This is a genomic window from Actinotalea sp. (assembly GCF_041597215.1).
Lineage (GTDB): Bacteria > Actinomycetota > Actinomycetes > Actinomycetales > Cellulomonadaceae > Actinotalea.
The window spans coordinates 1-2,677 of the sequence record NZ_JBFHHB010000329.1; the positions used below are offsets into that span (position 1 = coordinate 1).

Annotated in this window: 2 protein-coding genes and 1 pseudogene; all 3 read left to right on the forward strand. The window is 74.4% G+C overall.

The genetic code is table 11. The annotated features are described in order from the left end of the window. A partial coding sequence (locus ABWK99_RS15525; RefSeq protein ID WP_372595591.1) for a hypothetical protein occupies nucleotides 1–190 on the forward strand: 190 nt, incomplete at its 5' end. 9 nt (nucleotides 191–199) lie between these two features. Beyond that, the gene (gene metK, locus ABWK99_RS15530) at nucleotides 200–1,402 is read left to right on the forward strand and encodes a methionine adenosyltransferase (RefSeq protein WP_372595592.1); all 1,203 of its coding nucleotides are present in this window, start codon (nucleotides 200–202) and stop codon (nucleotides 1,400–1,402) included. Between the two features lie 93 nt (nucleotides 1,403–1,495). Further along, nucleotides 1,496–2,677, forward strand: a pseudogene (locus ABWK99_RS15535) (primosomal protein N'); the annotation flags it as partial.

The window sequence follows — 2,677 nt, forward strand, 5'->3', positions numbered from 1 at the left end:
CGGGGAGTCGACCGGGTTCGGGGACGTGGGAACCACCGTGACCTTCCTCGACCACCGCGGGGAGATCCTCGGCGCTGCCCAGGGCAGCAAGGACGAGGTGGCGGCCGCCCTCGCCGCCGCGGCAGCGGGCATCCTCGCAGCCCGTCTCACGGAGCCCGGCCCGACCGTCGGCGGCGGCGGGCTCGACTAGGCTCGCGGCATGACTGCTGCTCTGCGACTCTTCACCTCCGAGTCCGTCACGGAGGGCCACCCCGACAAGGTCTGCGACCAGATCTCGGACGGGATCCTCGACGCGATGCTCGCGCAGGACCCGCATGCGCGCGTCGCCGTGGAGACGATGGTCACGACGGGGCTCGTGCACGTCGCGGGCGAGGTGTCCACCGAGGCGTACGTGGAGATCCCGCAGGTGGTCCGGGACACCCTGACGCGGATCGGCTACACCTCCTCGACGATCGGCTTCGACGCGCGGTCCTGCGGTGTCTCGGTGTCGATCGGCCAGCAGTCTCCCGACATCGCCGCCGGGGTCGACAAGGCGTGGGAGGTGCGGCAGGACGACGCCGCCGACCACGACCCGATCGACGCGCAGGGCGCCGGCGACCAGGGACTGATGTTCGGCTACGCGACCGACGAGACGCCCTCCCTGATGCCGCTGCCCATCTGGGTGGCCCACCGGCTGGCCGAGCGCCTCGCCCTGGTGCGCAAGGAGGGCAACCTCGACTACCTGCGCCCCGACGGCAAGACCCAGGTGACGATCGGGTACGACGGCGACCGGCCCGTGCACGTCGACACCGTCGTCGTGTCCACGCAGCACGACCCGGGCGTGCTGCTGGCCGAGACGCTGGGCCCCGACATCGCCGAGCAGGTCGTCGCCCCCGTGCTCGAGGAGCTCGGCCTGGACGCGACCGGTCACCGGCTGCTGGTCAACCCGACGGGCACCTTCGTCATCGGGGGCCCGCAGGGTGACGCCGGGCTGACCGGGCGCAAGATCATCGTCGACACCTACGGAGGCATGGCTCGTCACGGCGGCGGTGCGTTCTCCGGCAAGGACCCCTCGAAGGTCGACCGGTCGGCCGCCTACGCCATGCGGTGGGTGGCGAAGAACGTCGTCGCGGCGGGTCTCGCGCGCCGCTGCGAGGTCCAGGTCGCCTACGCGATCGGTGCCTCGCACCCCGTCGGCCTATACGTCGAGACCTTCGGCACCGAGACGGTGCCCGTCGCCGCGCTGACCCGTGCCATCCGTGAAGTCTTCGACCTGCGGCCCGGCGCGATCGTGCGGGACCTCGACCTCCTCCGGCCGATCTACGCGCGCACCGCCGCCTACGGGCACTTCGGGCGCGAGCTCTCCGACTTCACCTGGGAGCGCACGGACCGGGTGCTCGACCTGCACTCGGCGCTGTCCTGACCGTCGCGGGCCCGACCCGCACAGTTCTCGCTCCGGTGGACTCGGGTCGGGGGACGGCCGTCAGATGACGGTCGCTCGTGGTGGGATGGCGCCGTGGATCCCGAACAGCTGACCCTGACCGGGGTGCCCGGGCCCCGGGTGCGCCGCACCAAGGGTCCTGAGCCGGTGGCCGGGGAGCTCCCGGTCGCCCGCGTCATCGTGGACCGCCCCCAACCCCACCTCGACCGCCCCTTCGAGTACGCCGTCCCGCAGTCGATGTCGGCGGCCGCCCGGCCAGGGGTCCGGGTCAAGGTGCGCTTCGGCGGGCAGGACGTCGACGGCTTCCTCGTCGAACGGCTGGCCCGTGCCGAGCACGAGGGTGACCTCGCCCCGCTGCGCCGGGTCGTCTCGCCCGAGCCGGTGCTGCTCCCCGAGATCCACCAGCTGGCCCGCGCCGTCGCCGACCGGTACGTCGGCTCGATCGGCGACGTGCTGCGGCTCGCGATCCCGCCCAGGCACGCCCGCGTCGAGCAGGAGACAGCGGATGAGGAACCGGGGGAGGAGCGCGCGACGGCATTCCCCGCCGCGACGTCACTCTCCGCCGCCGCCCCGGCGGGCGTCGTCGGGACCGCGGCGGGCGGGTGGTCGGCCTACCCCGGGGGAGCGGCGTTCTGCCGGCACCTGTCGGCGGGGGAAGGTCCCCGTGCGGTGTGGCAGGCGCTTCCCGGCCGCGGCGAGGACGCCTGGCCGGCACTCGTGGCGCAGGCGGTGCTCGCCTGCCGTGCGGGGGGCCGGGGGAGCGTGCTGGTCGTGCCGTCCGCTGCCGAGGTCGAGGTCCTCACGGCGGCGTCGGTCGAGGCAGGCATCCCCGCGTGGCGTCCCGGTTCGCGGGGCGGGCTCGTCCGTCTCGTCGCCGACGACGGGCCCGCGGCCAGGTACCGGGCGTTCCTCGCCGTGTCGCGCGGTGAGGCGGATGTCGTCGTCGGGACGAGGGCAGCGGCCTTCGCCCCGCTCCACCGGCCAGGACTCCTCGTGTGCTGGGACGACGCCGATCCGCTGCACGCGGAACCACGGGCTCCCTACCCCCATGCGCGCGAGGTCCTCGCGATGCGGTCCGCGCAGAGCGGTGCCGCGCTCCTCGTGGGGGGCCACGGCAGGTCGGTCGCCGCGCACCGGTGGGTCGCCACGGGATGGGCTGCGGCCCTGGTCGCTCCGCGCGAGGTGGTCAGGGCCCGCACCCCGCGGGTGGTCGTGCTCGACTCGGTCGAGCTCGCCGCCGAGGGGCCGGCCGCTGCC